Origin of the sequence: Chitinophaga sp. (assembly GCF_017745275.1) — a bacterium.
In the GTDB taxonomy this organism is placed as follows: domain Bacteria; phylum Bacteroidota; class Bacteroidia; order Chitinophagales; family Chitinophagaceae; genus Chitinophaga.
Window position 1 is genome coordinate 541,107 of sequence record NZ_JAGHZS010000010.1, and the last position, 25,638, is coordinate 566,744.

Consider the following 25,638-nt stretch of genomic DNA (forward strand, 5'->3'; position numbering starts at 1 on the left):
CGTCTGCCTGAAAGGGAAAGGAAAAGTATGTCAAAATGAGAAACCCGGTCATTTTGAGGCAGGCTTATTTCATTTTGACTGCATTTCTCATTTTGATATGCCTGTATATGTTTTTTTTGAGGAGATGTGTACGCCGGAATCCTGTACTCATCAACAGATGCCGGTATCCATGCTGTAGAAATAATAATAGGCATCTCAATTGTAAACAAGCGGTATAAATTATCACATATTATGAAACAGTTTTTAACAACCCTGCTGATGGCAGGGGCGTTATCCCCGGTAATGGCTGGTATAGGCCATCAGAAAACAGGTGGGCTTTATCTCTCTATGAACGATTATCTGGCCGATCATCGCTATTATGCATATAGCAATATGAAGCTTCATACACGGAAGCCTTACCTGAGCATTCGGGCGGACAACGGAAAAATGCAGGTTCCCAGGGATTCCATATTTGCAGTAACCTTACGGGATGGAAAAACATACCGGCTGCTTGGACACACGAGCTACGAGATTTTAAACAGGAATGCCCGGTTGCTATTGTATAAAAGAAAGATAATGACCGCTGTAAAAACATTTCCCAGGGATAACTTTCAATATTATTTTTCCGTTGGAGATGGCCCGCTGCAGGAGCTTACCGGCTGGAATTTAAAAAATGCTTTCAGCGGGAGGAAAGCATTACCGGATCAGTTGGATGTAAATTTCCGACAGGATAGTGATTTAATGTCTTATGATTCTTTTCATCACATGTACAAGCTGGAGTGGCTTTTACAATAGGTATGACAGTGCTTGCGTAACCATAAAAAAAGCCAACATCCGTAAGGACGTTGGCTTTTTTTATGAAATAAAGTTATTTCACCCTTTCATAAATGTATTGTTGTATCACTGCATAATAAGAAAAGTATTCTCCCTTTTTTATATTTTCAATGACGCTCGGGTAATTAATAATCAGGTGGCCTTTTTCATCAATACCATATTGGGAAACCCCGCCGTCGGATTTAAATACTTTGTACATCATCAGTGACCGGCCATTTTCCACCTTATATTTTCCAGACATCATTTTTTTGAAGCTGGGTTTACCGGCTTCTTTCACATACATTTTAATGTTGTTATCTGTGATCACCGCAAAGGCGTCATCCTGGCTTTTATCGTCCAGGACCACATCCGGGAGCCGGTAATAAGTTTGGGTAGGGAGATAGACAGAATCATTAAACCGGATAGACCGGAACTTCAGCATACGCCAGGTGCCCACTAATTTACCCGGATCATTCACTGCTGTAGTGGTGTCCAGTTGTGCATGGGGAATAATGGAATTGGGAGTGACAACAGTGGTTACCCCTTTGTCCTGGAAGTTCATATACGCCTGTGTTTTCTTCATCGCCGGTGTAAGAAAGGATGTATAAGCGTCATAGTCTTCATCCCATGAAGGAGCAGCCAGCCTTGGTCTGGCGATTTTATAATCCGGTGGAAATTGGTAAGTAGTATCCCTCGGCACTTTCGATAGTGCTTCAAAATCGGTTTCCTGTGCAAGTGTGTCAGCAGTACTAAAGACGGCCAATAGCAGTGCAGGCAGGAATTTTAGTAAGTGATTTGCCATAGTCAGTACAGGTTTTTTCCTGGTACCAATATACGTGGTTTTTGCAGGAGACTTTCCTTTACAGGTAAACGGTGTACGGGCTACATACGGAGAAACCCGCTTCTACCGCGTGTATACAGTTTTAATGAGCAGGTGGACAGGCAGGGAGGTAACTTTTCAAGTGCTCCACGTGCGTAGCGGATGAAGGATGCCGGAAGCTTCAAATTCACTACCTTTAACCATGTTGCATAATGAATTTGAATCTCCGGAGGAACTACGGGATACCATCAAATGCTTTTGGTATAACTGCAGAGAAGCAGGTGAACAACCTTCGCCTTACGAGGTAATGCCGGATGGCTATACCGAAATTATTTTTCATTTCGGAGAACTGTATAGCGTGGCGCCCAATGGGGATCTGCAGTCATTGCCCTCACCGTTTATGGTAGGCCTGCTTAATCAACCTGTTTTTTTCTACTCCCCGCAACGGTTGGAAATTATTGCCGTCAGGTGCTTTCCGTGGACGGTATTCGATTTGCTCGGGTTACCTTCCAATAAGGACAGCGTTCGGATATTTGAGCATCCCGTGGCGAAGTTGCAGGGCATCCTGCGCGAACATATAGCTGCAGGTAACATAGCAGCCGCCATTGCCGTCCTTAAACAATATTTCCTGGAAGCAAGATCGCATGTGGCCACAGGTAGCATGTTATTCAAAGCCGGTGTAGCGATGCGGAAAGCCAATGGCAATATACCTGTCAGCGAAGTAGCTGCTGCCGCACATGCCACGGTACGCACCCTGGAACGGAACTTTAAGCAATCTTCCGGGCATACCGTGAAGGATGTATCCGCATTGATACGTTTTGAGCAGGTCAGAAATCAGTTATGGCGTAATCCCGATACTAATATCGCCGGCCTGGCGCATGAACTGGGCTATACAGATCAATCGCACCTGAGCCGGGAATTCAAGCGCTACAGCGGCACTACGCCCGCGGCATTTGCGAGGAATGTGAAGAAAGGGCTACGGGTGGTTCCCTATAATTTTGTCGCGTTTATACAATCCTGATATTTTTGCATTTGGGAATTTTGTGCTTCAATCATGCTATATGAACGTAACACAAACCCAACCAACCACTATGTCAAACCCATTTGTTCCCGATGTCATTATTGCCGGCGCCGGACCCGTAGGGCTCTTCCTGGCTGCTGAACTGGCGCAGGCCAATTGCTCCGTACTCATATTGGAGAAGGCCGCAGATCCTGTTTCCCCGTTAAAGCAATTGCCTTTTGGTATGCGGGGGCTTTCTGCACCCAGTATAGAAGCACTATATCGTCGTGGATTACTCGATGAGCTGGAGATCCACAAACGTACAAAGTATCCGCACAGTCATTCCGTAAGAACGGCACAGGCTCCGCCTGCTACCGGCCCCGGCGGCCATTTTGCCGGTATTACCTTTCACCAGCAGCAGGTAGATACTTCCCAATGGAAATATCGTTTGCCCGAATCTACACCTGCCAATTTAATGTCCGGGATGATGGAGCTGGAAACCGTGCTAACCCGCCGTGCAGTAGCTCTCGGTGTAGACATTCGCAGGGGCATCACTGTAACGGATATACGACAAACTGCCGATGGTGTCACCGTGCAGGCAGGCGATCAATCTTTCAATGCTAAATGGCTGGTAGGCTGCGATGGCGGCCGTAGTACGGTACGTAAGAAAGGCGGTTTTGAATTTGCCGGTACAGAACCCACCTTCACCGGTTACTCCGTAGGGCTGGATATTGCCGATGTAGAGAAACTGCGTCCCGGCCGTAATGTCACGGAAACGGGGATGTACTTATTATCGCAACCCAATTACCTGATCCTGCAGGACTTTGATGGTGGCGCCTTTCATAAGGCTGCCCAACCGATTACCCGAGAGCATGTACAGGCATTATTACGCCGCATTTCAAATACCGACGTCACCATAACCGCTGTACATGTAGCTACTACGTGGACGGACCGGTCGCGGCAAGCCACTGCGTACCGCAATGGCCGTATTTTACTGGCAGGCGATGCTGCGCATATCCACTCGCCATTAGGTGGACAAGGCCTCAACCTCGGCCTGGGAGACGCCATGAACCTGGGCTGGAAGCTGGCCGCCACTATTCATCACCAGGCACCGGAAGGATTGCTCGATAGTTATTATACCGAACGATACCCGGTGGGAGAGAAGGTACTGGATTGGTCCCGCGCGCAAATTGCCATCATGCATCCGGATCCGCATGCCCGCGCGTTATATGCCATTATCCGGGACCTCATGCATACCCGCGATGGTGTGACCTACATGGCAGGCCGGATATGGGGTATTACCACGCATTATACTATGGATGGAAATCATCCACTGGCGGGTTACAGCGTGCCCAATTTTACCTTTGAAGATGGTACTGATATAGGAGAACATCTGCGCGAAGGCCGTGCCATACTGCTCGACTTTGAAGTAAATGTCTCCCTGGAAAAACTAACAGCCGCTTATGCTCACCAGGTAAAGTATATGGCCGGTAATGTGAAAAATCGTTTAGGCCTGAGCGTTGTATTGATCCGCCCGGATGGCATTGTAGCCTGGGCTGCAGATGGTACGCCGGATATGGAGGAATTGCAACGGACAATGGATCGTTGGTTTGTTCGGGAGGCAGCATTGATAAATGCAAATGAGGAATAGTTTCATTTGACAGGTTTTCTTATTTACGGATTAAAGACTATCTTCCTCCGTAAGAAAACAAAATCCCGTTTGCCTCATGAAACATGCTTTTATACTGTTAGCAGGCGCTTTACTTATTTCAATTACTACGTGGGGGCAGATAGCTGGTCGCTATTCGAAAGCGGATGCCCTTTGTAGTACAACTATTATCTTATTCCCCAATGGTATTTACAATATAGAATCTGGTTGTGAAAATCATTCAAGCTTTGCAATGGGCAGCTGGACGAAAAAGAAAGACACGATTTTGTTTCATGAGCTGGACAGCAGTTTTAGTGTTATCAGGAATGTAGTGGCCTCCAACACCGGAACACCGCAGATAACTGTACAACTATTTGATACAGCCGGTAATAATATCACTGCCAGATACCCGGTTGGTCAGTTGTTAGAAGGGATGGGCGTGTATAATATAGACCTGGATAGCACCCAGACAATACGCAAAGATTTTAAAAGGAAAGGTAGTGTTATAGTAATAACAAAATTGGAGAGATTATTGGGAAGGCCTGTTCGCGTGAATACGGATAATGCCAATGCATTTAAAATATATTTGGATCCACTGCTCGATTATGTGCGGTATGAAAATTCGCATTGGTTCTCAAGAGGACATTTTAAGTTGCTGTATGTAAAAAATAAATTGATGTCGCTCCATCCCGAAACAGATTTTCTTACTGCTCAGGACGTGATAACGGTATATAACAAGGAGCAATAGCGGCTACGCATACCGCTGCGCCGGCGCAAACTCCTGTTTAAACGCCTGCGGAGTCTTCTTCTTAAACGTTTTAAACTGGCGGTTAAAATATGAGATGTTATTATAGCCACTCATAAAACAGATCTCAGTAATACTCAGGTCATCTTCCTGTAACAATTTACAGGCATGGCCAATCCGCAATTCATTCAGAAAATAAGTGAAATGTTTACGGGTCCGTTTCTTAAAATAACGGCAAAAAGCAGAAGGACTCATGTTCACGGCCTGCGATACTTCGTTGGTAGAAATAGGATCCGTAAAATGTTGCATCACAAATTCGTAAATGCGATTCATGCGTTCGGCATCTTTTACGTTGATGCCGCTGGCGCCGCGACTGGACAGCAAATGGCTGTCGGTCGCTCCTGCAGCGATGTGCAACATCGATAATAATTGCAGCAGGCGATCCATCCCGGTGCTGTGCACCATTTGCTGCATCTTATCTGCTAACAGCGTACGGGTGTTCCCGTTAATGCTGATACCTTGCACTGCTTTATCCAGCAGCTTGCGGATAGCCGCGGTTTCAGGCAGGTGAAAAAAAGCAGGCCCCAGGAATTCCCGGTTAAACTGGATCACAATAGATTTAGCCTGCAGGGCAGGATCATTGGTGTAATAAGCCGCGCTGTTCCTGTACCAGTGCGGGAGATTGGTACCTAATAATACCAGGTCGCCAGGGGCAAAGTCTGCGATGCTGTCGCCCACAAAGCGGGTGCCATCTCCCTGTAATACCAATACCAGCTCATACTCCGGGTGAAAATGCCAGGGGGTATCGAAATAAGGAGAGCAAAATACCTGTACCGCAAAGGAGGCATCTGTGGAAACGGGGACTTTCTGCAAAATAGCTTTCATAACGTTGGCGGTTTTAAATGCCGTGGTAGTACTAATATAATCTATTTGCCCGCTATTAATATCAGAATGATCAAAATAGTGCAGGTAATGTCCTTTAAAGTGTTGGTTTGATCGCTTAATTTGGAAGAAATTTGAACCATGGAAAAAGGGATCACCATTCACTATCAACCGCAGTTACCGATACATCCCAGGCCCATCGCTATTATCGGGGCAGGAGGCATTGTAGGAGGCGCCCATTTGCCCGCCTATCAGAAAGCCGGCTGGCAGGTGGTGGCCATTTGTGATCCCATGATAGAGAAAGCGCAGCAACTGGCCGATACGTTTCATATTTCACAGGTATACGATAATGTGGCACAACTGGTAGCACAGGCGCTGGAGGAGGTGATCTTTGATATTGCGGTTCCTGCATCGGTGTTGCCGGGTATTCTCGAACAACTGCCTCCACGGGCGGTAGTGCTCATGCAAAAGCCCATGGGAGAAGACATTGCAGGCGCCGACCGCATCCTGCAACTATGCCGTGAAAAAGAATTTACCGCCGCCGTTAATTTCCAGATGCGCTTTATACCTGCTGTGATGGCGGCAAAAGACATGATCAACCAGGGGCTCATTGGCACCCTCCACGATATGGAAATCCGGATGAACATCTACCATCCCTGGCATCTCTGGGAGTTTTTATTCGGTATCCCCCGCATGGAAATGTTGTATCACAGTATCCACTACATGGATCTCCTGCGTTACTTTTTGGGAGAACCGAAAAGCGTATATGCGAAGACGGTAAAGCATCCCAAAATGATGCAGCTGGCATCTACGCGTTCTGTGATTATGCTGGAATATGATGAAGCTGTAAGGGCGTTTATTAATACCAATCATGGCCACGAGTTTGGCTTGAAATACCAGGATTCGTTTATTAAATGGGAAGGTACCAAAGGTGCGATCAGGACTACGCTTGGACTGAACATCGATTACCCGCACGGGGTGCCGGATACATTTGAATACGTGTTGCTGGATGGAAATAAAACGCCGGAATGGCAATCGGTGCAACTGGAAGGCACCTGGATGCCCGATGCTTTCGGGGCGTCTATGGCCAACCTGATGTGTTATGCAGAAGGATCGGCGCCGGTTTTAATCAATCATATTAACAGTGCCTATAAGACCATGCAGGTAGTGGAAGCAGCCTATGCTTCCAGTGATGCAGGAGGTACATTGGTCGGATAACAGCTACTTTATGGATGTCGTTGTAACAGTTGTTTGCACAACTGCAGGCATTCCTTTGCTTTCACTTAAAAAACGGATCATATGAATCACCAGTTGAACAGGTATAGCCGGGTGCTTACACAGGATATCAGCCAGCCTTCCTCCCGTGCCATGCTGCATGGGGCGGGGCTTACCCGGGCAGACCTGGAGAAAGCCCAGGTAGGCATTGCCAGCGCGGGGTTTGAAGGGAACCCGTGTAACCTTCATCTGAATGAGTTGGCAGGCCTGGTAAAACAAGGCATCACGGAAGCCGGATTGGTAGGACTCATTTTTAACACCATCGGGGTGAGTGATGCGTTAACGATGGGGACTCCTGGTATGCGCTTTTCGCTGCCTTCGAGGGATATCATTGCAGATTCCATAGAAACGGTGGTAAGTGCGCAGTGGTATGACGGACTGGTAACGGTGATGGGATGCGATAAAAATATGCCTGGCGCCGTGATGGCCATGTGTCGCCTGAACCGCCCGTCTATACTGGTGTATGGCGGTACCATCGGATCTGGTATTTATAAAGACAGGAAAATCAATGTGCTTTCTACTTTAGAGGCCTATGGCGAACAGTTGGCAGGTAAGTTATCGCCTGCTGATTTTGAGGGAATTGTACAGAATGCTTGTCCCGGCGCAGGCGCCTGTGGTGGCATGTATACCGCCAATACCATGTCGGCCGCCATAGAAGCCATGGGGCTTAGTTTGCCTTACAGTGCTTCCAATCCTGCTCTCAGCGCTGAAAAGAAAAAGGAATGCCTGGCTGTGGGTGCTGCGCTGTATCGCCTGCTGGAAAAGGATCTGAAGCCACGGGATATTTTAACGAAAGCCTCTTTTGAAAATGCTATCCGGTTGGTGATGGTGTTGGGAGGCTCTACCAACGCGGTACTACACCTGATTGCCATTGCGCGTGCCGCAGAAATAGCGCTGGAGTTATCAGATTTTCAGCGCATCAGCGATGAAACGCCGTTGCTGGCAGATTTGAAGCCCAGTGGAAAATACCTGATGGAAGATGTACACCTGGCAGGGGGAATTCCCGCTATCATGAAAACGTTATTGGAAGATGGATTACTCGATGGTAGCTGCCTCACTGTGACCGGCGCCACGTTGGCAGAAAACTTACGGGATGTGGCCCCATTGGGGGCTACGCAGGGCATCCTTTATCCCATGAGCCAGCCGCTGAAACGTAACGGTCATTTACAAATATTATATGGTAACCTGGCGCCGCAGGGCGCAGTTGCTAAAATTACCGGCAAAGAAGGCGAAACATTTGAAGGCCCCGCCAAAGTTTTTGATGGGGAGTTTGCGGCTATTGCCGCGATAGAGCAGCAGGAAGTAGCGCCCGGCGCAGTGGTAGTAATTCGTTACGAAGGCCCCAGGGGAGGCCCGGGGATGCCGGAAATGCTGAAAGTAACTGCCGCACTGGTAGGTGCGGGACTGAGCAAAAGTGTGGCGGTGATTACCGACGGTCGTTTTTCCGGCGGCACGCATGGATTTGTTATCGGGCATATTACGCCTGAAGCCTATGATGGCGGGCTGATTGCATTAATACAGGATGGAGATATTATTTCAATAGATGCCATCCGCAATGAGATTAATGTAGCGTTGGGTGAAGCCGAGATCCTGCAGCGGAAATCTGAATGGCAGCCGCCGGCACTGAAGTATTGCAAAGGGATCCTGTATAAATACAGCCTGACGGTTTCATCGGCCACAGAAGGCTGTGTAACTGATGAAGGACCCTGGCTGCGTATACTGGAAGCCTGGCATGCAAAACAATCGTCTCATGATACACCCATTGACTGACATACCCATTACAGACAGCCATGTGCATCTGTGGGATCCGCAGCAGTTGGAGTATCCATGGCTGCAGGAATTCCCGTATATCCACCGCCGTTATACCATGGCCGATTACCGGCAGGCCACAGAGGGAGTCAATGTTAGCAGCGTAGTATTTGTGCAGGCGGCCTGCCGCCCGGACCAATACCTGCGTGAAATAGATTTCGTGATGCAACAGGCGCAAACCGATGAGCGGATCCGGGGCATCGTAGCTTATGCGCCATTGGAACAAGGCCGCTCTGTGCGAAACGTCTTTACGTTGCTGGCCGCCAATCCGCTGGTAAAAGGTATCAGGAGGATGTACGATGACGATCCCTCCCTGTGTTGTAGCAGTGCTTACCTGGATGCGGTGCAATTGTTGCCGGAATATGGCTGGTCGCTCGATATCAGCGCAAAGCCGGCATCATTGCCCGCTACAGCAAAAATGACGGCCGCCTGCCCGGACACCGTTTTTATACTGGATCATCTCGGAAAACCGGATATCAAAGGCAATGGACTGGATGCATTCAAAAGAAATATAGATCAACTGGCCGCTTTCCCAAATGTGTACGCCAAATTATCCGGGCTGATCACAGAAGCGGATCCTATTCACTGGACACCAACACTATTAGCACCATATATCAACCATGCCATCAGCTGCTTCGGGTATGAACGGCTGCTGTTTGGCAGCGACTGGCCCGTAGTATTGCTGGCTGGTACATATCATCAATGGCTGGATGCACTACTCACAGTGCTAACCAACACGGGCACACGAAAAGAACTGGCTGGCTTATTTCATGAAAATGCGCAACGCATTTATCGGCTCTGAGTAAGACATCACCTGTATTTCAAGCATTACGCAAAGCGCAACAACCACCGTTATTAATTACTATGTTATGACCAGGATCCACACCAGGCGGGCACTGTACCTGCATGTATCACATTGCTGTTTATTACTGTTGATGGGTATGCTACTATTTGCGATCCCATTGGCGGCGCAAACCGGTACCATATCCGGTAGAGTGAATGACGAGAAAAATAATCCGCTGCCCGGTGTTACCGTAACGGTAAAAGGCACCACCACCGGCGTTCAGACAAACGCCGAAGGGCAGTATGTTTTAAAAGTTCCGGGCACCGAAAGTGTGCTCCTCTTTTCCGCTATCGGGTATACCACTCAGGAAATACGATGTGGCGGAAGAACAGTGGTCAATGTTTCATTAGCAGAGGTATCCACTGCGCTGGGAGAAGTAGTGGTAGTAGGGTATGGTACACAAAAGAGAGTGAACCTTACCGGCGCAGTGGCCACCATTAATGGCAGGGAGCTGGAAAAGCAACCGGTTGCCAACCTGACCAACAGCATCGCAGGCCGCTTACCCGGCGTTATTGCCACCAATCCCAGCGGAAAACCCGGCAGCGGTTCCATCCTGCAGATCCGTGGACTCAGTACGCTGAACGACAATACGCCACTCATTGTGGTAGATGGCGTGGTACGCAATACCATGGAGGATATTGATCCGGCAGATGTAGCCAGCTTTTCTGTATTGAAAGATGCTTCCGCTGCCGCTGTATATGGCGCCCGCGCAGCCAACGGGGTATTCCTCATCACCACCAAACGCGGCAGAACAGGAAAGCCCACCATCAGCTATTCCGGTATGGCCGGCATCCAGCAGCCTACCGGGTATCCAAAGATTATGAGCCCTTACGACTATGCGCTTTTCCGCAACCAGGCATTGAAAAACCAGGGCAGTCAGCCTGTGTTTACGGATGCAGAACTGGCAGATTTTAAATCCGGAAAAACAGGCACCGACTGGTACAAGGAAACGTTCCGGAAAAACAGCCCGCAAACCAAACATCATTTGTCGGTCAACGGCGGATCCGGCGCGGTGCGTTATTTCGCTTCACTCGGTTATACCGACCAGGAAGGGATGTACAGACATATCAACTACCGGCGCTACAACTTCCGCGCAAATATGGATGCGGATATCACCAAAACACTGACCGTATCCATCAATCTTTCCGGAGAACAGGGAATGACCTCCACACCCGGTTATGATGAGTTTTTCATTTTTGCCGAAGCGCTGCGTACCCGGCCAGATGTGCCGGCCTATACACCACATGGCCGCCCCTTTAATGCCAATGGTCCCCATCCGGTGCAGATTGTAGACGGCTCCGGCTACCGGCATACCACGGATAACCAGTACGCAGGTACGATTTCTTTTGAACAGCAACTGCCTTTTATCACGAAAGGATTATCACTGAAAGGAATGGCCGCCGTAATTAAAGACCACCTGTTCGATAAGTATTTTTCCATCCCTTACCTGTTGTATAACGAAGATAACCAGGGTAACGTTACCGGTACCAAAGCCGTAGGCCAACCACCCGCACTAACGGAAACGTATACACCGATGACAACTACCAACTATAATATCTCCTTAAATTATGCAAGGACATTTGACCGTCACACCGTAGGTGCGTTGCTGTTATACGAGCAATACGGCATCCAGGGAGATCAGTTGCAGGCTACGAAAGCAGACTTCCCCAATACGCTGCGGGATGAATTGTATTACAGCGGTCCGGCTAACCAGAGCATCACCGGCACCGGTATTTTGCAGGATGCCCGCCGAAGCGTGGTAGGTCGTGTAAACTATGCTTACCACGACAAGTACCTGCTGGAAGGCTCTTTCCGATATGATGGTTCTTACCGCTTCCCGGCTGACCATCGTTTCGGCTTCTTCCCGGGCATATCTGCCGGCTGGAGAATCTCTGAAGAATCCTTCTTTAAAAATGCCAGTGCACTCAGTTTCGTTAATAACCTGAAACTGCGTGTATCCAGGGGCGTTATAGGTAACGACCGGGTCAGTGCCTTCCAGTTCCAGGATATCTATAATATCAATTCCAGCAGCGGCCCTGTTATGGATGGAAAGGCGGTGTCTTCCCTGAATTATGGCGTATATCCTAATACCGGTATCACCTGGGAAAAGCAGGATAACAACAATATCGGCCTGGATGCGGAGTTATGGAAAGGACTGCTGGGCATTGAGTTCGATTATTTTTCCCGTGTAACAAAAGATATCCTCTGGAGCCGCGTGCGCTCGGTGCCTGCCACTTTTGGCCGTAGCCTGCCGGCAGAAAATTATGCACAAATGAAAAGCCACGGCTGGGAACTGAGTTTGTATCACCATAACAACATTGGCCCGGTGAACTATGATATCCGCCTTTCCGGCAGTTTTGCCACCAATAAAGTCACACAAATCGATGACCCGGCCAATGCCCTGGATTTCCAGAAACAAATGAACCGCCCGCTGGGTTTTGTGGCGGGATACCATGCCCTCGGCATTTTTAAAAGCCAAAAAGATGCAGATAACTGGTACGGGGGTACGCAGTTTGGCCAGCATACCTTAGCCGGCGATATTCAATATGCGGATTTGAATAATGATGGAAAGATAGATGCCAAAGACCAGGAAATTCTTTCTCCCTATGGCAATACCCCGCGCATCATGTACGGTCTTGCAGCAGGCCTGGGCTATAAAGGATTTGATCTTCACCTGCTGATACAGGGCGCTGCGCAGCGCACCTTCATGCTGCAGGGCGATGCCAGAACCATGTTCACCAACAGTGAAGGCAACAGCTTCGCCTACCTGGCCGACAGCTGGACGGCGGATAATCCCAATGCCAGGTTCCCACTGGCATGGATTGGTGGCCGCTCTATGAATAACCGCGATTCGGAAATATGGCTGCGTAAAGCCGGCTATGCCCGGTTGAAATCCATCGATCTCGGCTACAACTTCGCCCATACTTTGCTGAAACAAACAGGCATACAACGGTTACGGTTATACGTATCTGCCTTTAACCTGTTTACCTGGAGCCAGTTGAAAGAATTTGATCCGGAAGCGGTGACCAGGGGCGCCGGTGGCTACTATCCACAGCAAAAGAATTTTAACGCAGGTATTGACCTTACTTTTTAAACTGAGTGCCATGAAACGTTATCATCTTCACTATCTATATATTTTGTTATCACTGGCTTGTATGGCCTGTGGCAAAAACTTCCTCGATCCGCGCAACCCGGATGCCATTACGCCTGAAGAAGCATTGCATGATGCGGGACTAACAGAGCTGATTGTGAACGGCATTTACAACGACCTGTTGGGCTGGAACCGCAATTTGTACATCGCCACCACGGATGCTACCGATGAAGCAAGAACGAACTATCCCAGCGAAGCAGCGTGGCAGGTACTAAGGGGCGACTGGGATGCCACCAGTAATCCGATGGACGTATGGGGCAACCTGTACGCCAGCATCCGGAAAGCCAACGAGTTTTTATCGAAGATAGATGGCGCCACCATTGACGATGCCAACCGCAGGCGACTTAAAGCAGAAGTACGCTTCCTGAGAGCCTTCCAGTATTTTAACCTGGTGAAAAGATATGGCGGCGTGCCACTGATCACGAAACCACAAAGTTTAACTGACGACCTGCAGGTAAGCCGGAATAGCCTGACTGAATGCTTCACTTTTATTACCACAGAATTAGACGCAGCTGCTGCGGATCTTCCGGGGCAGGCACCCCGGGGAAAAGCCGGTAAAGGTGCCGCACTGGCGCTGAAAGCCAGGACGCTGCTGTATGAGGCAAGCCCGCTATACAATGAAAAAAAGGATGCTTCCCTGTGGAAACAAGCCGCTGATGCAGCAAAGGCTGTTATGAACCTGGATCAATATAGCCTGTATCCGGATATAAAACAGCTGTGGCAGGATATGTCTGCCAACAACAAAGAACCCATCTTTGAAGTACAATATAAAATGCCGGAGAAATACCATGGCTGGGATGCGATGTTATCGCCATTGGTCATTGCCAACGGAGACGCCGGTCATGTGTCGCCCCTGCAGGAACTGATCAACGCGTTTCCCATGAAAAACGGGAAACGCATTACAGACGCCGGCAGCGGCTTTGACGCCGCTAACCCATACGTTGGCAGGGACGATCGCTTTTATGCGGATATAGGCTATAATGGTGCGAAAAGAAAGGGTATGCTGGGTGGTACTCTCACAGAGATCACCCTGCTCATCTACAAAGGCGGCCGTGATTATGATTCTGTAGCCTCTTCACAGGTATATAATACCATTACCGGTTATTATACCCTGAAGATGGCAGATCAATCCAATACCATCTATACCTGGGGCTATGGAAGCGTGCAGCCATGGCTGGAAATCCGTTATGCTGAAATATTGCTCAACTATGCGGAAGCGCAAAACGAAGCGCTCTCCACACCGGATGCCAGTGTGTACGATGCCCTGAATACGCTTCGGAAACGCGCCGGTATTCAAAACAACCTGGTACCTGGCACACTCGATAAGAATGCCATGCGTGACCTGATTGTGAACGAACGCTACGTGGAATTTTGTTTCGAAAATCAGCGCTACTGGGATCTGCGCCGATGGAAAACAGCGGTGAGCACCCTTAATGGCAAAAAGGGAACCGGCATGGTGATCACCAAACAACCCAATGGCACTTTTTCTTACACTACCCAGCCGGTAGATCCACAGGCTGCAGTATTCTCAGAAAAAATGTATTTTATGCCTATTCCTTTTGATGAGATCAGCAAGAATAAAAAACTTGAACAGAACACCGGATGGTAAAAATGAAAACGCTCTTCGCCGTGTTAATGGCGCTGGTAGCCCAGCTACAGTTGCAGGCCCAGTCAACCGCCATTAACCCATCGCTCTTAACCGGCATCTGGCCGGCCGCATGGATTGCCTGTCCCGGTGCACCCGCCCGGGAATACGGGGTATACCATTTCAGGAAAACATGGTCGCTTTCCGAAAAGCCGGACCATTTCGTGGTAAACGTAACTGCGGATAACCGTTACCGTTTGCTGGTAAATGGTACCCCCGTGAGCAGCGGTCCCGCACGGGGCGACCTCTACAACTGGTACTATGAAACTGTTGATATCGCTCCTTATCTCCGTTCCGGTAACAACACCATCGCTGCCCTGGTATGGAATATGGGGACCCTGGCGCCGGTAGCACAGATCTCTAACCGCACCGCTTTCCTGCTGCAGGGTAATACAGCAAAAGAAGCCGCCGTGAATACCGGCAGGGACTGGAAAGTGCTGCACGACAGCGCCTACACGCCCTGTTCTACAGATAACAGCGAACGGCTGCAAGCCTATATCGTAGTAGGCCCTGGTGATGAGGTGCGTGGTAACGTATATCCGTGGGGGTGGGAACAACCCGGCTATGACGACAGCCAGTGGGCCAATGCCATCACCATTCCTACCGGCGCTACGCCGGTAGGCTACGGCACGGATAATTACTGGACCCTTGCGCCACGCAGCATCCCGTTGTTTGAAGAAACACGGCAACGGATACCCGCACTCAGGCGCAGTGACCTGGCCCAGCCACCAACAGGATTTCCTGACGGACAGCATCCGTTGACCGTACCCGCAAATAGCACGGTGCATCTCTTGCTGGACCAGACCTATAATACCGTGGCCTATCCTGAACTACAGGTGAGTGGCGGTAAAGATGCTGTTGTAAAACTGACCTATGCAGAAGCCCTGTTTGATAAGAACGGGCAAAAAGGTAATCGCAATGACATCAACGGAAAGGAAATAAAAGGCAACACAGATATTTTTCATCCGGATGGCGGAGCTGACCGGAAGTTCCGTCCACTGTGGCTCCGCACGTATCGCTACCTGCAACTGGAGGTGACCACCGCTGGTGAGCCACTGGTGATTACAGATATTTACGGTATGCGCACCGGGTATCCGTTACAACTGAAAGCAGCCTTTAGCTGCAACGACAGCAGCCTGTTGCAGATCTGGCAAACGGGCTGGCGCACCGCGAAACTATGTGCAGGTGAAACCTATTTCGATTGCCCCTACTATGAGCAGTTGCAATATGAAGGCGATACCCGCATCCAGGCATTGATATCCTTGTATACCAGCGGTGATGACCGTCTTGTTCGAAAGGCACTGATGGATTTCTATCATTCCCGCACGCCTGAAGGTCAGCCACAGGGGCGCTATCCCAGCAACCGGCTACAGGTGATTCCTACCTTCTCCCTGTTCTGGATCACGATGATTCACGACTACTGGATGCATAGGCCCGATGACGCATTTGTTAAACAATTTTTATCTGCCATGAAAGATGTGCTCGACTGGCATGAGCGCGGCATAGACCCGAAAACAGGCATGCTGGGGCCATTGAGCTGGTGGAGTTTTATAGATTGGGTACCTGGCCTCGAGAATTTCAGTGGTGGTGCAGAACACAACAGTGCCATCCGTACTCTCCATTATGCGTATACGTTAGCACAGGCAGCGGAGCTGGCGGCTTATTTTGGTCAGACCGAAAATGCAACGCACTGGCGGCAACTGGCCAAATTACTGAATACACATACCTATTCCCTTTGTTTCGATGCCACCAGGGGTGTGATGGCTGATGCGCCATCCAGGAAAAGCTACAGCCAGCATGCCAATATCATGGCGGCGCTCAGCGGTGCATTATCATCCAAAGAATTGCCGCAGGTATTACAAAAAGTGCTGACCGATAAAACATTGAGCCAGGCTACTTTTTATTATCGTTTTTATCTTACACAGGCGTTGAAAAAAGCGCATATGGCAGATGTGTATTACGATCAGCTGGGCCCCTGGCGTGATATGCTGCAGCTGGGATTAACTACTTTTGCAGAGAAGCCGGAACCCACCCGTTCCGATTGCCATGCCTGGGCAGCCAGCCCCAATTATGACTTTCTGGCTACCATCTGCGGCATTGTGCCGGATGCCCCCGGTTTTAAAAAGGTACTCATAGCGCCGGCCATGGGTGCATTGCAGGAAGTGAAAGGGGTGTTGCCGCATCCGGCGGGGGATATAACGGTGTCGCTTACACGAAACAAGGCACATGGTGTAACCGGGTCAGTGGTACTGCCAGCAGGTATTACCGGCAGATTTAGTTGGGAGGGCAAAGAAATTGTATTACACGCAGGAAGCCAACAGATTCATCTTTAGAAAACAACCTGATGAAAAAGAAAGGAATATTACTGCTCCTCTGCTTAAAAGTAATGGCGGGGTATGCACAGCAACAGTGGCCGTTATACCCCGACAGTATTCCCAATGCTACCGGTGTAGCGGATGAAGAACGGCGGCGGGCAGATCCGGTAGTGGATACATTGGTAGATCATGTGTCACGGCCAACGCTGACCATTTACCGGCCGCCGGCCGGTAAAGCAAATGGCGCTGCCGTGATTATTTGCCCCGGTGGTGGTTATCACGTGCTTTGTATTAAAATGGAAGGAGAGAAGGTGGCTAAAGCATTCGCGCAAATGGGTGTAACCGCTTTCGTATTAAAATACCGGTTGCCCAACCGGCATACTATGCGGGAGCCATCCATTGGGCCTTTGCAGGATGCACAACAGGCCATTAAAACAGTGCGGCAACAGGCGGCGCAGTGGCAAATAGATCCGCATCGCATTGGGTTAATGGGCTTCTCCGCCGGCGGACATGTGGCTGCTACCGCCGGAACACACTTTGATCAGGCATTGATTAATAATCCGGATGGCATCAGTTTGCGCCCGGATTTCTTGTTGCTGGTATACCCCGTCATCAGTTGTACTGATAGTGTAGGACATATCGGTTGTCGTAACAATTTACTCGGCGCCACACCCACAGCCGCGCAAATAAAATGGTTCTCCAATGAGTTGCAGGTGACTAATAAAACACCGCCAGCATGGCTGGTACATGCCGGTGATGATACGGTGGTGCTGGTGCGGAATAGTTTATTGTTTTATGAGGCATTACAACGGAATAAAGTAGCTGCTGCCATTCATTTGTATGAAAAAGGCGAACATGGTTTTCTCGGTAAACCCCCGTTTGAGGAGTGGTTTGGGCGTTGTGCCTATTGGATGCAGGAAGGGGGGTGGTTAGGCGCGGTCAAATGATGTTGAGATTATTTTCCCATATAATAAAGCGGACCATGTTTGGGAAAAACAACTGTGTTACCTCCCTTATGTGCGTGTGGAATATATCCTGGCGGGGGAGTTGGCAGTTGTTGTGCGCATTCATTTGAACAAAGACTGGCCAGCAATGGGGCGTCATCATGGCCTATCTGTAACGTTATCCAAACCTGGTTAGCCTGGTTATCGTGCATTGTTTTATCACATACACTGCACTTCATATGATCCCCATCATATCGGATATGAAAATCATTCAAATCCGGGAACGGTTTTTTATTTTTAAAATTGCCGTATAATTTCCGGATGCTCACTCTGGTTTTTTTAAGGTGTTTGCAGCGGGTGATCTCGTACGGAAACCAGTGCAGATCGCGGGAGGTATAAGGGTCAAAATCTTCCAGTGCCGCCATCATACCTATTTCCGGCGGTATTCTTTTCAGCTTGCTACCATATAAACGCATTTTTTTTACGCTTGTCAGTGTCCCGATTGTCGTGGGCAGTGTATAGATCCGTTGAAAATGCTCGTCCCCCAAATACTCTCGTGGTGCAAATTCTGTGCGATGCTCCCGTGCGCAGATGTCTACGTATTCACAAAGCATTTTCCATGCTTCACTGTTTCTGTCCTGATCATCCGGTTTGAGTTTCACAATATTCATAGGTAGTGTTTAGGTATAAGTAAACATACTCTTTTTTTGACTGATGTAGTCAGCAGATGCCCCGCATTTTCTCATCTCCCCAAAAAATAATTTTGCGCAGTCAAATAGCTGCATTATATTGCAGTCAAATGGCTGCAAATAATGGAAATCCGTAGAGATGTTTTTCAGGCTATCGCCGACCCTACACGTAGGGCTATACTGGCTTTGGTGGCATTACAGGCAATGACGCCGGGGGCAATTGCCGAAAATTTTAATTCATCCCGGCAAACGATATCGAAGCATATTCAGATTCTGACGGAATGTGAATTGTTGCATCAGCACCAAACGGGGCGCGAAATTCATTACCAGTTAAATCCGCGGAAGATGAAGGAAATAGCAGACTGGATAGCGCCGTATCAAAAGCTGTGGGACAATCGCTTAACCGCCATGGATGAGCTGTTGGGAGAGATGAAAGCAAAGAAGAAAAAATAATTCACTCATAACTTAAAATCAAATTTCATGGAAAAACAATTGTATCCCTGCTTATGGTTTGATGGTCAGGCCAGGGCAGCAGCAGATTTTTACTGTACTATTTTCCCGAATTCGAAAATTGTGAATGATAATGGAATGGTGGTTAACTTCGAATTAAACGGGCAATTTTTTATGGGATTGAACGGCGGAGATAACTTTCATTTCAATGAGGCCGTTTCTTTTGTAATTACCTGTGATGATCAGGCGGAAATTGATCACTATTGGTACAAACTCATTGCTGACGGCGGCAAGGAAGGTAACTGCGGCTGGTGTAAAGATAAGTTCGGATTGTCGTGGCAGGTAGTGCCCAAAGTATTAGGTACACTATTGTCTGATCCACAGAAGGGGCAACGGGTAGTACAGGCATTTATGAAGATGAAGAAATTTGATATCGGCGCATTACAAAATGCTTAATACCGCATCTATATGGCGAAGCAAATTGAAGTAACAAAAGTATTCCATGCACCTATTGATATGGTTTGGCAGGTTTGGGTAGATCCTGAACTGGTAAAGCGTTGGTGGGGGCCAAAAGATTTTATTTCACCGGTAGCTGATATCGATTTTCGTGAAGGCGGTAAATCATTGGTGAGTATGAGAGCGCCAAAAGAAATGGGAGAGAAGGAATGGTATTCTATCTGGGAGTATGTAAAAATAATTCCTTTTGAAAAGATAGAATTCATTCAGAACCTGGCGGATAAAGACGGAAATAAAACGGAGCCCACCAAAGTAGGCATGCCAGCTGATTTCCCTACAGATATCAGAACGGTAGTAGTGTTCAGGCCTTTGGGGGATGACAGCACCGAGATGACAGTCACGGAATATGCGGAATTTGGCAGTATGAGTCATTTTGCGCAATTAGGACTGGAGCAGAGTATGCAGAAGGTGGCTGTTATTTTTCAATAGATGCTTACCTGATTTTCTGCCGGTGATTTAATCCCCATTCCACCAGGCTGTCATTTACCGTAAAAACGCTGAGTCCATATGGCGTGATAGCATAGCTCACGCTCACAGGCTTCGTATCTCTTACAGTTCGGGTGATCAGCAGGTTCAATTCAAGGTCCTGTAATTCTTTGGTTAGCATTTTTGCCGAAATACCTTCCACTTCCCGTTGAATTTTTTTGAAGGTGTTGCCTTCCGCCGCATGGATCCTGAGATGACGCATGATCCTTAGCTTCCATTTGCCACCGAGTACTTCCAGGCTGTCGCGGATAGCGGCCAGTTCCTGTTCGCAGATGGTATGTTGTTGATCTGGTTGTTTCATATTGTAAGTATGTGATAGTTAACCCGAGGTAACCGGTTACTTCGGGTTAACTCATAGCGAAAATAATGGATTGCTATCTAATTTTGAAAATCAAACAGTCACTTACAAAAATGAAACAACTTGATTATTACGTATTGGATGTATTTACGGATCAGCCGTACAAAGGAAACCAGCTTTCTGTAGTTTGTATAGATCATGAACTGGAGATAGACCAGTATCACAACATATCGCGGGAGTTTGGTTATTCGGAAACCTCTTTTGTATATTATTCAGAAACAGAAAAAGTATTCAAAGTACGGTCTTTTACCCCTGCTAAATATGAGGTGGCCGGCGCCGGCCACAACTTACTGGGAGCCGTGTGCCTGGCACTGATAAAACAATGGAACGTTTTCTCTCATCAGGGGCAATCTCCCCGGGTGAAAGTAAAAGACATACCGGTTTCATTGCGGATAGCTACAAGGAACGAACTGCCTTATGTTGGCATGAAACAAAAGCCGGCTGTCATGGCGGGAGGGGTACCGGAAGATATCATTGCAGCAGCCATTGGATTACAGCGGGACGATTTGGTATTGTACGATTGGCCGGTGCAGATCGTCAGAACGGAAGTAGCGCATCTCATGGTACCTGTCAGGGATACGGCTGTATTAGAAAATGCGACCGTGAATAAACGGTTGTTAAAGCGTATCTCACAGCAATATGGTTTTGAAGGATTTTATCTTTTTACGACTAACGGTGTAGCCGATGGCGTCACTGTAGAATCGAGATTTTTCAACCCCGGCATCGGGATAGATGAAGATCCGGCTACAGGTACAGCAGCAGGGCCACTTGCGGGCTACCTGGAAAAACTGGGTTATATAGAGAAATACAAAGATTATATTTTTCTGCAGGGCAAATTTGTTGCACAGCCATCTACCCTTGCTGTTGTGGTAGAGGAGGATGGAATATGGGTGAGTGGTTCATCTGTAATAGTGATGGAAGGGAAAATATATTTGTAATGATAACATTACTGCATTAAAAAAGAGCCTCCATTTTTAAGTGCCCAAAAGTGTCTAAACTTTTGGGCACTTAAAAATGGAGGCTCTTTTTCTTTTTTTATTTTATTATCGGGCAATATCAAATCTGTCCAGGTTCATCACTTTGTTCCACGCGGCGGCAAAGTCTTTCGCAAATTTTTCGCCTGCATCGGAGCTGCCATATACTTCTGCAACGGCCCTCAGTTCTGAGTTGGAACCAAACACCAGGTCAGCGCGGGTAGCGGTCCATTTTTTGGCGCCACTGCTACGGTCACTGCCTTCATACAGTTCTTTATCCTGCGATATTGCTTTCCACGCCGTATTCATATCGAGCAGGTTCACAAAGAAATCATTGGTGAGCTGCCCTGGACGTGCCGTGAATACGCCGTGTGCGGAGCCATCAAAATTAGCATTCAATGCGCGCAAACCACCGATCAATACGGTTAGTTCAGGCGCTGTCAGCGTGAGTTGCTGTGCTTTGTCGATGAGCAACGCTTCTGTGGATACACCGGATCTTCCTTTGCGGTAGTTCCGGAATCCATCTGCAAAAGGTTCCAGGTGACCGACAGATTCTACGTCCGTTTCTTCCTGGGAAGCATCCATGCGGCCAGGTGTGAAAGGAACGCTCACTGCATGACCGCCATCTTTTGCGGCTTTTTCTACTGCAGCTACACCTGCCAGTACGATCAAGTCAGCGAGTGATATTTTCTTGCCACCGGCAGCGGAGCTGTTAAACGCGGTTTGAATAGCCGTTAATTTATCCAATACTTTTTGCAGTTGCGCAGGATTATTTACCTGCCAGTATTTCTGAGGTGCCAAACGAATGCGTGCACCGTTGGCGCCGCCACGTTTGTCGGAACCACGGAACGTAGATGCAGAAGCCCATGCAGTGGAAACCAGTTCTGATACGCTTAACCCCGATCCCAGTATTTTGGTTTTCAGATCTGCAATATCATTGGCATCTGCCAGTGGGTGGTTTACTGCAGGAATAGGATCCTGCCAGATCAATACTTCTGATGGTACATCGGGTCCAAGGTAGCGTGCACGTGGTCCCATATCACGATGGGTTAATTTAAACCATGCACGGGCAAAGGCGTCGGCCAGTTCTTCCGGGTGTTCCAGGAAGCGCCGGGATATTTTTTCATAAATGGGATCAAACCTTAAAGAAAGGTCGGTAGTCAGCATAGTTGGAATATGCTTTTTACCACTGTCAAATGCATCAGGTATAAATGCCTCTGCATTTTTAGCACGCCATTGATGGGCGCCGGCAGGGCTTTTAGACAGTTCCCATTCAAAGCCGAAGAGATTTTCAAAGAAGTTATTACTCCATTTGGTAGGTGTTTTTGTCCAGATGACTTCCAGTCCGCTGGTAATGGTATCCGCGCCTTTACCGGAGCCATAACTATTGGCCCAGCCTAATCCCTGCAATTCCAGGTCGGCGCCCTCAGGTTCTTTGCCTACGTGGGTAGCAGGTGCAGCGCCATGTGTTTTACCAAAGCTGTGGCCACCGGCAATCAATGCTACGGTTTCCTCATCATTCATGGCCATGCGGCCAAAAGTATCGCGGATATCTTTTGCAGCGGCAATAGGGTCCGGGTTACCGTCCGGTCCTTCGGGATTCACATAGATCAATCCCATTTGCACAGCCGCCAGTGGATTTTCCAGGTTGCGGCTATGAATATCGCCATCTGCTTTCTCATCAGTGTTTAATACGCCATGATTTTCTATTACACCCGGTGAACCGTGTGCATAGCGTATATCACCGCCCAGCCAGGTGGTTTCTGAGCCCCAGTACACATCTTCATCGGGTTCCCATACGTCTGCGCGTCCGCCGGCAAAACCAAAGGTTTTAAAGCCCATGGATTCCAGTGCTACGTTGCCTGTTAGAATTAATAAGTCGGCCCAGGAAATTTTGTTTCCATATTTTTGTTTAATGGGCCAAAGCAACCTGCGCGCCTTGTCCAGGCTCACGTTATCGGGCCAGCTGTTCAGCGGTGCAAAACGTTGCTGTCCTGAACCGGCGCCGCCGCGGCCATCTCCCACACGATAGGTGCCTGCACTGTGCCAGGCCATACGGATAAACAAAGGACCATAATGCCCGAAATCTGCCGGCCACCAGTCCTGTGAATCCGTCATAAGGGCATGTAAATCTTTTTTCACTGCTTCCAGGTCCAGCGTTTTAAACGCTGCTGCGTAATTGAAGTCGGCATTCATCGGGCTGGATTCTGCAGCATGCTGGCGCAGGATGCTCACCTTTAACTGATTGGGCCACCAATCACGATTCCTGGTGCCACCACCGCCAACATTTTGTTTCATACTACCATTATGAAACGGGCATTTACTGATGTCGTTAGATTCTTGTCCCATGTGTACGAGTTTAGGGTATTGAAGAAATACTTTACCTATATGTCAGGGCCTAAAATTATGCTATTGTAGTTATAATGATAATCAATTAATTTGATAATTTAATAGTTTAAATCTATCCGGGCTGATTTGGCATCGGCGTATTGAATAACAAATGTGGTAGGGAAAAGTTCAATGGAGCGGAAAGCGGAAAGCGGAAAGCTATTGCAGCGAATGACCAGGGCGGATGTTGTCTTTGAACAGGATTAAACTGATTTTTTATTTAGATTTTCTGGATTAAGAAAGATATAGAATACCAACAGATGTATTTCTGTTCAATTTCCTATCATCTTATTAAATCATAAAAATATAATCAGTTTAATCCTGTTCAAAGACAACATCCGCCCTGGTCATTCGCTGCATTTTTTGGGGTTACATCACTTTCACCGTTAATATCCTTTGGTAGGTACCAGGTTAGGATTGTTCCGTAGCTCCCGGCTGGGTATGGGGAACAACAACTCTCTTTCTGTTAACACAGGACCATAGGAAAATTTATGCCCTACATAGTTGTCGAATCCCTTTGTAGTGAGGTTAAATGCTTTGCGAAGGCGGACCATATCAAACCAGGTAACGTTTTCAAAACACAATTCATACCAGCGTTCCCGCCATATGGCTTCCCGCAGCTGTTCTTTGGTGAGTCCTGCAAGATTGGCCATCCTGGCTCTTTTCCGCACCTGGTTTACTGCATCGTACACCGCAGCTCCCGGTCCATTCACTTCATTGGAAGCTTCTGCATACACCAGCAGGATATCTGCGTAGCGTATCAACGACCAGTTCAGATCACTGTTAGCCGTAGTGGTTTGTGCGGTTACATCAAAAAGTTTATACAGGAAAAATCCTCCCAGGTCTACTTTTTGATTCCTGTCATCCTGGTTGGTGAATTCAGTAAAAAAGAACTGTCCTTCTTTTGCACGCAAATCGGCCGGGTCATATGATTTTACAAAGTCGGCCGTAGCATAGATACCACCAGTTTCCGCAGAATACGCCGAGATATTTTTATTATAAGGAATAATCAACGACTGCCAGCTACCGGGAATGACCTGTGTTTTATACTGGATCATGAAAATATTCTCTTCTATATTTTTCTTTGCCGGGTTATGTAAATCGTAATAAGTATCGAATAACTTAAACTGTTTGGAGTCCAGCACTTCACCTGCTTTCTTTGCGGCCAGATCGAAATAGGCGGCTCCTTTTTGCAGTGGATATCCGGCCATGGTGAGGTATACTTTTGATAACAGCGATTTCACTGCACCCAGGGAGGCTTTGCCACTCACATCTGTCCAGGGTAGTCCGGCATTTTCTGCAGTGGTAAGGTCGTCTACAATTAATTTATATACCTCCTCCGGGGCCGCCTGTTTAGGACGTAACTGGTCTGATTTCAAATCAACAGGTTGCGTAATTAAAGGGATGTTACCGAACATTTGTACCAGGTTGAAATAATACCAGGCCCGCAGGAAATAAGCTTCTCCCAGCAACCGTTTAGCCTCTGCCGGATCCATTTTAATACCTGGTATTTTGGCTATGGAGAGATTGGCATTGGCAATACCTTTGTAGTAATTTCTCCAGTAGTTTTCTCCATAACCGTTATCAGCGGTATTATGCAGGTCTTTTATGTAATAGCTGTTCACTGCTTGTCCCAGGTCGGTGGCGGCTTGGCCGGTGGCAAATTCTGTCATGGTCCAGGCTGCACCGCCAAAATCTCCGCTCATCGGATCCCGTAAGCTGGCGTAGACCGCATTTACAGAGCTCCTGGCATGTTCAGGCTTTGTAAAATAAGTATCTTCAGTATAATTGCTGGGATCTGATTCATCCAGGAATTTCCGGCAACCTGTCAGGAACAAGGCCCCTGTTGTCACTACCAGCAGTCCGTATTTTATGATTGTTGATTTCATGATTTTCAATTAAGTGGT

21 protein-coding genes are annotated in these 25,638 nt (G+C 48.1%); 15 read left to right on the forward strand and 6 right to left on the reverse strand.

The features are described from left to right. Positions 1-231: 231 nt before the first annotated feature. Positions 232-774 carry a hypothetical protein gene (locus tag J7623_RS28755; RefSeq protein WP_291927770.1) on the forward strand — a complete coding sequence of 181 codons (543 nt, stop codon included), beginning with the start codon at positions 232-234 and terminating at the stop codon, positions 772-774. A 73-nt stretch (positions 775-847) separates the two neighbouring features. Here the strand turns inward: J7623_RS28755 and J7623_RS28760 are convergent, their stop codons facing one another. Beyond that, the gene (locus tag J7623_RS28760) at positions 848-1,594 is read right to left on the reverse strand and encodes a hypothetical protein (protein WP_291927773.1); all 747 of its coding nucleotides are present in this window, start codon (positions 1,592-1,594) and stop codon (positions 848-850) included. Between the two features lie 220 nt (positions 1,595-1,814). Between J7623_RS28760 and J7623_RS28765 the strand changes: the two genes are divergently transcribed. The 3 genes from J7623_RS28765 (at position 1,815) to J7623_RS28775 (ending at position 5,008) form a co-directional block, all read left to right on the forward strand. Further along, complete coding sequence (locus J7623_RS28765) at positions 1,815-2,633, forward strand: helix-turn-helix domain-containing protein (protein ID WP_291927776.1); 819 nt, start codon at positions 1,815-1,817, stop codon at positions 2,631-2,633. Between the two features lie 70 nt (positions 2,634-2,703). Beyond that, entirely contained in the window at positions 2,704-4,263 is a 1,560-nt protein-coding gene (locus J7623_RS28770; RefSeq protein WP_291927779.1) for an FAD-dependent monooxygenase, read from the forward strand. A 76-nt stretch (positions 4,264-4,339) separates the two neighbouring features. Further along, entirely contained in the window at positions 4,340-5,008 is a 669-nt protein-coding gene (locus tag J7623_RS28775) for a hypothetical protein (RefSeq protein WP_291927782.1), read from the forward strand. 3 nt (positions 5,009-5,011) lie between these two features. Here the strand turns inward: J7623_RS28775 and J7623_RS28780 are convergent, their stop codons facing one another. Beyond that, on the reverse strand, positions 5,012-5,890 hold the full coding sequence (locus J7623_RS28780) for an AraC family transcriptional regulator (RefSeq protein ID WP_291927784.1): 879 nt from the start codon (positions 5,888-5,890) through the stop codon (positions 5,012-5,014). A gap of 138 nt (positions 5,891-6,028) precedes the next feature. Between J7623_RS28780 and J7623_RS28785 the strand changes: the two genes are divergently transcribed. The 7 genes from J7623_RS28785 to J7623_RS28815 all read left to right on the forward strand — a co-directional run bounded on the left by J7623_RS28785 (position 6,029) and on the right by J7623_RS28815 (position 17,873). Beyond that, positions 6,029-7,105: a Gfo/Idh/MocA family oxidoreductase gene (locus J7623_RS28785; RefSeq protein ID WP_291927787.1), complete on the forward strand. Its 1,077-nt coding sequence runs from the start codon at positions 6,029-6,031 to the stop codon at positions 7,103-7,105. An 81-nt stretch (positions 7,106-7,186) separates the two neighbouring features. Then, positions 7,187-8,932 (forward strand): dihydroxy-acid dehydratase, encoded by a 1,746-nt coding sequence (gene ilvD / locus J7623_RS28790; protein WP_291927790.1) that lies wholly within the window; start codon positions 7,187-7,189, stop codon positions 8,930-8,932. After that, complete coding sequence (locus tag J7623_RS28795; protein WP_291927793.1) at positions 8,913-9,773, forward strand: amidohydrolase family protein; 861 nt, start codon at positions 8,913-8,915, stop codon at positions 9,771-9,773. Before ilvD ends, J7623_RS28795 begins: the two co-directional genes overlap by 20 nt. Positions 9,774-9,840: 67 nt before the next feature. Beyond that, positions 9,841-12,909 (forward strand): TonB-dependent receptor, encoded by a 3,069-nt coding sequence (locus J7623_RS28800; protein ID WP_291927796.1) that lies wholly within the window; start codon positions 9,841-9,843, stop codon positions 12,907-12,909. A 10-nt stretch (positions 12,910-12,919) separates the two neighbouring features. Then, entirely contained in the window at positions 12,920-14,575 is a 1,656-nt protein-coding gene (locus J7623_RS28805) for a RagB/SusD family nutrient uptake outer membrane protein (RefSeq protein WP_291927800.1), read from the forward strand. A gap of 2 nt (positions 14,576-14,577) precedes the next feature. After that, on the forward strand, positions 14,578-16,944 hold the full coding sequence (locus tag J7623_RS28810; RefSeq protein WP_291927804.1) for an alpha-L-rhamnosidase C-terminal domain-containing protein: 2,367 nt from the start codon (positions 14,578-14,580) through the stop codon (positions 16,942-16,944). An 11-nt stretch (positions 16,945-16,955) separates the two neighbouring features. Next, on the forward strand, positions 16,956-17,873 hold the full coding sequence (locus J7623_RS28815) for an alpha/beta hydrolase (RefSeq protein ID WP_291927807.1): 918 nt from the start codon (positions 16,956-16,958) through the stop codon (positions 17,871-17,873). An 8-nt stretch (positions 17,874-17,881) separates the two neighbouring features. Here the strand turns inward: J7623_RS28815 and J7623_RS28820 are convergent, their stop codons facing one another. Next, complete coding sequence (locus tag J7623_RS28820) at positions 17,882-18,541, reverse strand: hypothetical protein (protein WP_291927810.1); 660 nt, start codon at positions 18,539-18,541, stop codon at positions 17,882-17,884. Between the two features lie 141 nt (positions 18,542-18,682). Between J7623_RS28820 and J7623_RS28825 the strand changes: the two genes are divergently transcribed. From J7623_RS28825 to J7623_RS28835, 3 genes are read left to right on the forward strand one after another with little or no spacing between them, the layout of a single operon-like run. Continuing rightward, positions 18,683-19,012: a metalloregulator ArsR/SmtB family transcription factor gene (locus J7623_RS28825; RefSeq protein ID WP_291927815.1), complete on the forward strand. Its 330-nt coding sequence runs from the start codon at positions 18,683-18,685 to the stop codon at positions 19,010-19,012. A 27-nt stretch (positions 19,013-19,039) separates the two neighbouring features. After that, positions 19,040-19,465 carry a VOC family protein gene (locus tag J7623_RS28830; protein WP_291927818.1) on the forward strand — a complete coding sequence of 142 codons (426 nt, stop codon included), beginning with the start codon at positions 19,040-19,042 and terminating at the stop codon, positions 19,463-19,465. Between the two features lie 12 nt (positions 19,466-19,477). After that, entirely contained in the window at positions 19,478-19,954 is a 477-nt protein-coding gene (locus tag J7623_RS28835; RefSeq protein WP_291927821.1) for an SRPBCC domain-containing protein, read from the forward strand. Positions 19,955-19,958: 4 nt separating this feature from the next. On the opposite strand, the gene J7623_RS28840 is transcribed toward J7623_RS28835, so the two are convergent. Continuing rightward, complete coding sequence (locus J7623_RS28840; protein ID WP_291927824.1) at positions 19,959-20,312, reverse strand: helix-turn-helix domain-containing protein; 354 nt, start codon at positions 20,310-20,312, stop codon at positions 19,959-19,961. 110 nt (positions 20,313-20,422) lie between these two features. On the opposite strand from J7623_RS28840, the gene J7623_RS28845 reads away from it, so the two are divergent. Beyond that, on the forward strand, positions 20,423-21,307 hold the full coding sequence (locus J7623_RS28845) for a PhzF family phenazine biosynthesis protein (protein ID WP_291927827.1): 885 nt from the start codon (positions 20,423-20,425) through the stop codon (positions 21,305-21,307). Between the two features lie 105 nt (positions 21,308-21,412). On the opposite strand, the gene katG is transcribed toward J7623_RS28845, so the two are convergent. Next, on the reverse strand, positions 21,413-23,692 hold the full coding sequence (katG, locus tag J7623_RS28850; protein WP_291927829.1) for a catalase/peroxidase HPI: 2,280 nt from the start codon (positions 23,690-23,692) through the stop codon (positions 21,413-21,415). A 425-nt stretch (positions 23,693-24,117) separates the two neighbouring features. Further along, complete coding sequence (locus J7623_RS28855) at positions 24,118-25,620, reverse strand: RagB/SusD family nutrient uptake outer membrane protein (protein ID WP_291927832.1); 1,503 nt, start codon at positions 25,618-25,620, stop codon at positions 24,118-24,120. Positions 25,621-25,638: the final 18 nt, after the last annotated feature.

Bases quoted from the DNA above. Each gene is read 5' to 3' on its own strand.
- J7623_RS28795 (WP_291927793.1), top strand. From the start codon at position 8,913: ATGATACACCCATTGACTGACATACCCATTACAGACAGCCATGTGCAT.
- J7623_RS28785 (WP_291927787.1), top strand. From the start codon at position 6,029: ATGGAAAAAGGGATCACCATTCACTATCAACCGCAGTTACCGATACAT.
- J7623_RS28760 (WP_291927773.1), bottom strand. From the start codon at position 1,594: ATGGCAAATCACTTACTAAAATTCCTGCCTGCACTGCTATTGGCCGTC.
- J7623_RS28770 (WP_291927779.1), top strand. From the start codon at position 2,704: ATGTCAAACCCATTTGTTCCCGATGTCATTATTGCCGGCGCCGGACCC.
- J7623_RS28800 (WP_291927796.1), top strand. From the start codon at position 9,841: ATGACCAGGATCCACACCAGGCGGGCACTGTACCTGCATGTATCACAT.
- katG (WP_291927829.1), bottom strand. From the start codon at position 23,692: ATGGGACAAGAATCTAACGACATCAGTAAATGCCCGTTTCATAATGGT.
- ilvD (WP_291927790.1), top strand. From the start codon at position 7,187: ATGAATCACCAGTTGAACAGGTATAGCCGGGTGCTTACACAGGATATC.
- J7623_RS28775 (WP_291927782.1), top strand. From the start codon at position 4,340: ATGAAACATGCTTTTATACTGTTAGCAGGCGCTTTACTTATTTCAATT.
- J7623_RS28830 (WP_291927818.1), top strand. From the start codon at position 19,040: ATGGAAAAACAATTGTATCCCTGCTTATGGTTTGATGGTCAGGCCAGG.
- J7623_RS28845 (WP_291927827.1), top strand. From the start codon at position 20,423: ATGAAACAACTTGATTATTACGTATTGGATGTATTTACGGATCAGCCG.
- J7623_RS28815 (WP_291927807.1), top strand. From the start codon at position 16,956: ATGAAAAAGAAAGGAATATTACTGCTCCTCTGCTTAAAAGTAATGGCG.
- J7623_RS28820 (WP_291927810.1), bottom strand. From the start codon at position 18,541: ATGAATATTGTGAAACTCAAACCGGATGATCAGGACAGAAACAGTGAA.
- J7623_RS28780 (WP_291927784.1), bottom strand. From the start codon at position 5,890: ATGAAAGCTATTTTGCAGAAAGTCCCCGTTTCCACAGATGCCTCCTTT.
- J7623_RS28825 (WP_291927815.1), top strand. From the start codon at position 18,683: ATGGAAATCCGTAGAGATGTTTTTCAGGCTATCGCCGACCCTACACGT.
- J7623_RS28765 (WP_291927776.1), top strand. From the start codon at position 1,815: ATGTTGCATAATGAATTTGAATCTCCGGAGGAACTACGGGATACCATC.
- J7623_RS28805 (WP_291927800.1), top strand. From the start codon at position 12,920: ATGAAACGTTATCATCTTCACTATCTATATATTTTGTTATCACTGGCT.
- J7623_RS28810 (WP_291927804.1), top strand. From the start codon at position 14,578: ATGAAAACGCTCTTCGCCGTGTTAATGGCGCTGGTAGCCCAGCTACAG.
- J7623_RS28755 (WP_291927770.1), top strand. From the start codon at position 232: ATGAAACAGTTTTTAACAACCCTGCTGATGGCAGGGGCGTTATCCCCG.
- J7623_RS28855 (WP_291927832.1), bottom strand. From the start codon at position 25,620: ATGAAATCAACAATCATAAAATACGGACTGCTGGTAGTGACAACAGGG.
- J7623_RS28835 (WP_291927821.1), top strand. From the start codon at position 19,478: ATGGCGAAGCAAATTGAAGTAACAAAAGTATTCCATGCACCTATTGAT.
- J7623_RS28840 (WP_291927824.1), bottom strand. From the start codon at position 20,312: ATGAAACAACCAGATCAACAACATACCATCTGCGAACAGGAACTGGCC.